Source organism: Synechococcus sp. R8-2 (assembly GCF_047461715.1).
Lineage (GTDB): Bacteria > Cyanobacteriota > Cyanobacteriia > Thermostichales > Thermostichaceae > Thermostichus.
On the sequence record NZ_JANSHQ010000388.1, the window covers coordinates 1 to 4,473 of the forward strand.

4 protein-coding genes are annotated in these 4,473 nt (G+C 58.1%); 3 read left to right on the forward strand and 1 reads right to left on the reverse strand.

The features are described from left to right. Positions 1-102: 102 nt before the first annotated feature. Positions 103-1,179, reverse strand: coding sequence for an ABC transporter substrate-binding protein (locus NW819_RS09600; protein WP_011433957.1), 1,077 nt, complete (start codon positions 1,177-1,179; stop codon positions 103-105). 571 nt (positions 1,180-1,750) lie between these two features. Between NW819_RS09600 and upp the strand changes: the two genes are divergently transcribed. From upp to NW819_RS09615, 3 genes are all read left to right on the forward strand, one after another. After that, the gene (gene upp, locus NW819_RS09605; protein ID WP_011433955.1) at positions 1,751-2,440 is read left to right on the forward strand and encodes a uracil phosphoribosyltransferase; all 690 of its coding nucleotides are present in this window, start codon (positions 1,751-1,753) and stop codon (positions 2,438-2,440) included. Between the two features lie 270 nt (positions 2,441-2,710). After that, the gene (locus NW819_RS09610) at positions 2,711-3,595 is read left to right on the forward strand and encodes a hypothetical protein (RefSeq protein WP_414350080.1); all 885 of its coding nucleotides are present in this window, start codon (positions 2,711-2,713) and stop codon (positions 3,593-3,595) included. Next, a complete protein-coding gene (locus tag NW819_RS09615; RefSeq protein ID WP_414383967.1) occupies positions 3,582-4,289 on the forward strand; it encodes a tetratricopeptide repeat protein in 708 nt (235 codons plus the stop codon). The genes NW819_RS09610 and NW819_RS09615 overlap by 14 nt, the downstream gene beginning before the upstream one ends. The last annotated feature ends 184 nt before the right edge of the window (positions 4,290-4,473 follow it).

Genomic DNA, 4,473 nt, shown 5'->3' on the forward strand with positions numbered 1-4,473 from the left:
ATCTAGTTTGAAATGACTATAGTTCCCCTCTCCCTTGGTGGAAGAGGGGCTGGGGGCGAGGGGGGATCCCTTGGGCTGAGAAGCGCCAAGGGTGGAAGTCCGTCAGGCAGTGTAGTAGGCAGTGCCTTTATTGACGAAGTCCAGTGTGTAGGCAGCCCGGTAGTTGATGGTTGGCTCAAATACGCCGGCCACCGTCATGCTGTCGAAGAAGTCTTGCCAGCGTTTGTCGGTCATGGCGCCAATGCCTTTTTCCAACGCATCGCCGGACAAGATGATGCCGTACTCCTGCAATTTCTCGAAGCTGTAGGCCAACTGGGCATCGGTCATCTCCGGGTTGTCCTGCTTGATCAAGCGATAGGCCGGACGGGGATCCTCCAAGAAGCTGTACCAGCCTTTGATAGAGGCATCCACGAATCGCTCCACCAAGTCGGGCTTGGTTTCCACCAGTTGGCGACGGGTTTCGATGGTGGTGGCGTAGGGTTTGTAGCCCAAATCCGCCAGGAGGAAGACCACCGGCTCAAATCCCCCTTCCCGTTGGATGGCAAAAGGCTCGGATGTCAGATAGCCTTGCTGAGCTGAGCTGGGATCCGCCAAAAAGGGGCCGGGGTTGAAGTTGTAGGGACGAACCTGATCGTCGGTGAAGCCAAAGCGGGCCTTTAGGTAGGGCCAGTAGGTGGCAAGCCCCCCTTTCGAGACGAAAATGGGCCGGCCCTTGAGCTCTTCAAAGCGCTGGGTGCCGGGGTGGGTCATGATGATCTGCGGGTCTTTCTGGAAAATGGCTGCCACACACACCAAAGGGATCCCTTCTCGCACGGCATTGATCACCCCTGTGCTTCCTCCCATGGCAAATTCGGCAGCTCCACCGGCCAAAACTTGGGTGATGTTGATGCCGGGGCCACCCATCTTGATGGTTACATCCAGGCCATGCTCGCGGTAGATGCCGGTCGCCACCGCCTGATAGAAGCCGCCGTGTTCCGCCTGAGCATACCAGTTGGTAGCGTAGGAAACGCGATCCAGGCCGGATCCCTGAGCCACGATCAGGGTGGGAGAGGGTTTGCGCTGAGCTTGGGCGCCCCCTGCCGCCAGCAGACCGCCCCCAAGGGCTGCGGCCCCCACTTTGAGAAGCTGACGGCGGCTCAGAGCCTTGGTGTTCGAGTCAGAGGGTTGAGACGAAGCCATAATCCATTCTCCCTAAGCTAATCCTTGCAAGGTGTGAGGGGGCCAAAGATGCAGGTACAGCCTATTGAGGGGCTACGGATACGGTTGTAAACCTACTTGTTCTAAACCTCATCGGAGTCAAGCCTCAGAAACACGATGTTTTGTATCCCTTAAGTTTTGTATCCCTTAATTTGTGAACAGGCTGTAACTTGCGACACCCCATTAAGCCAGAAACCCTTGGGCAGAGCGGTATCTCCGGCTACCGGCACTTGCAGACGAGAGCCGTTGGCGTTCGGTTCCATCGGCGGGAGGCCAAGCTGCCCTGGGGCCAGCACCTCAGTTCGCAAATGGCAAGAGGAACAAAACCCGAAACCAGCCTTGCCCCGATCTATCCCAAACCTGTAGCCACCGAACATGACCGGCGCTCGAAGCAACCTGCAGATCTCATTCTGCCGCAATCTTGCTGGGTCAAAGAGCCCCACCCCTTGAGCATTTGCCGGAGCTGTTGGCAATTTATCCCCGGTCGGGATGGAGTTGCGGCCAATTGGAGAGCTTGCTTTCTAGAGCTTGCTTTCTGCTAAGGCAACCCGCTATGCTACCGCCCAGATTGAGGCATTCTCCCGTGGCAAGTCAGCAGCTTCGTGTCTATGTCCCCCCTCACCCGCTCATTAAGCACTGGCTAACCGTGGCTCGGGATGCGGAGACGCCCATGCCCCTGTTTCGCACGGCCATGTCGGAGCTGGGCCGCTGGCTAACCTATGAGGCGATGCGGGAGTGGATCCCCACCCAAACCGTTCAGGTGCAAACCCCTTTGGAACCCGTTGCCGCAGAGGTCATCGCGCCGGATACCCTGCTGGGCATTGTGCCTGTATTGCGGGCTGGCTTGGCGATGCTGGAAGGCTGTCAGGCCCTTTTGCCCCAGGCGCGGATCTTTCACATTGGCATGGTGCGGGATGAGGAAACGCTGCAGGCCAGTTGCTACCTCAATCGCCTTCCAGAGCGGATCCCTGAACAGATGCGCATTCTCATTCCCGAGCCGATGTTGGCCACCGGGGGCACGCTGCTCTGGGTTTTGGATGAGCTAAAAAAACGGGGGGCGGATCCCAGCTTGGTTAGAATTGTCAGCGCATTGGCAGCGCCCCCAGGGTTACAGCGGTTGGGATCCCACTACCCGATGGTGCAAATCTTCTGCGCCATGATTGACGAGCGGCTGAACGATCGAGGGTTCATTTTGCCCGGGCTGGGGGATGCAGGGGATCGTGCCTTTGGCACAGAGAACTAGCCACTGACCCACTCAATCTGTCTGTCTTCTCTGCTGCTGGTTTTTGAGCCAAGATCTTCGGCGACACACGCATTCTGTAGTGCTCAATCGAGCTTTTACCACTTCTGGCGCACGGATTGCCCATTCACCCAGATGCTTTGAGGGAGAGCATTTGAGGCTAATCCCCCTCAGGTTGGTCAAGCTATTGGATCATAGGTACTGTAGGACGCTTCAGCCGGTCGTGCTGCTTGAAATTTTGACGGGGCCAGCGCCTTTCCCTTTCCTGCACCTATGCGACTTGTCCTTACCAGTTTAGATGGCAGCTTGCTGGATCTAGAGTTCAACAGCTATGGTGCTGCCCGACAAGCCTTGGCTGCCCTAGAGCGCCGCTCCATTCCCTTGGTGCTCTACAGCCTGCGCACCCGCGCTCAACTGGAACATGTGCGGCGGCAGTTGCGCCTGGAGCATCCGTTCATCTGTGAGGATGGCTCTGCCGTTTACGTTCCCGAGCATTACTTCCCGGCGGGCATCCTAGACGAGCAGTGGCAACACCGACCGCCCTACTACGTGTATGCTTTGGGTCTGCCCTATTCTCGCCTGCGCAGCATCCTGCAACAGGTGCGTCAAGAGTCCCACTTGGATTTGATCGGGTTTGGGGATTGGACTGCCTCTGAGCTGGCCGCTGCCACTGGGATCCCTTTGGAAGAGGCAGAGCGGGCGCAGCAGCGAGAGTACAGTGAGATTTTCAGCTATTCCGGGGATCCCGAAACCCTACGGGAAGCTTTTGCCCAGCAAGAAGCCAACCTCACCCAACATCTGCTGCGGGTGCGTCAGCTCCACTTCTCCAGCCTGCCGCAATGGTATCTGACCGGATGGATGCAGCCAACGATGGCCGCAGAACCCAATTGGTTACCGGGGGAACAGGCGGTGCGGCGGCTGCTGGATTGCTATCAACGGCATTTGGGCCCTATCAAGGCTTTGGGCATTGGTTGTTCCCCGCCCGATGTGGCCTTTTTGCGGTGGACGGAGCAAAAAGTGGTGCTTCCCAGCCCAATTGCGGATAGCCTCTGGAGTGAGGCCCTGCCCCAATGGCAATTGGCTCAGCTCCCCGGCCCAGAGGGGTGGAATGAAGTGGTGTTGATGTGGTTGGAGGAAACAGATCATGGTGATGAATAGGCAGCAGATTGGTCGTCAGGCTGTACCCTTAGGCCTGAAAACGGTGGGGTGCCTGCTGAGCTTGGCGGTGGCCATGCCTGCCCACGCGCAACCGCCCATGACCCTACTGACAGGGGAGCCGACGGTCGCCCAACTGAAGGAAGACGGAGCTCGCTATCTGCAGATGGGCTTCCATACCTTGGCCATCAACGCCTACCGGAGCGCAATTGAACTGGAAGAAAAAACCTTGGTGCTGCCCAGCGAACGGGATCCCGATGTGCCTTTTAACCTCGGCTTGATCTACGCCCGTCAGGGCAAGCTGGCGGAGGCCCGCGCTGCCTTTCAGCGCTCGGTAGAGGTGGATCCCAGTGGCTTTAAGGCTCGCTATCAACTGGCCTTGGTGGATCTCAAGCTGGGGAACCTGGTCGCTGCCAAAGAGCAGCTCACCCTCTTGGCCCATGCCGCCAGCAACCATCCCGAAACCCACAGCCATATTCAAGCTCTGCTGGCCACTCTGGAGTCTGTTCCCTTGCCCGGCCAACAAGGGGAGAACCCGGCTCGCCCTCCAGCCGTTGAGTCAGAAGCCGCCAAGCTTTTGCTCGAACCTCAGAAAACAGAAACAGCCGCCCTGCCAACTGCGACTGAAAAGAAAGGGCCAGAGGAAGAGAAACCCCTCTCGCTTCTGCAGCGGCTCCGCCAACAGGAGCGGGACTAGTTCTCTCTCGGCCCAGACTGACAACCCATGAAGGCATGTAGCTGGATGCCAGGGATCCCGTCACCGGGCCTTGGGCTAGGCTCGCCCCTTTTGGGGATCCGACTGAGAATCCTCGGGCTGGGGCCCTTTGGTGGTGAACACCGTGGTGAACATCATCAGCATGCCTGATACATTTACGCTGAAC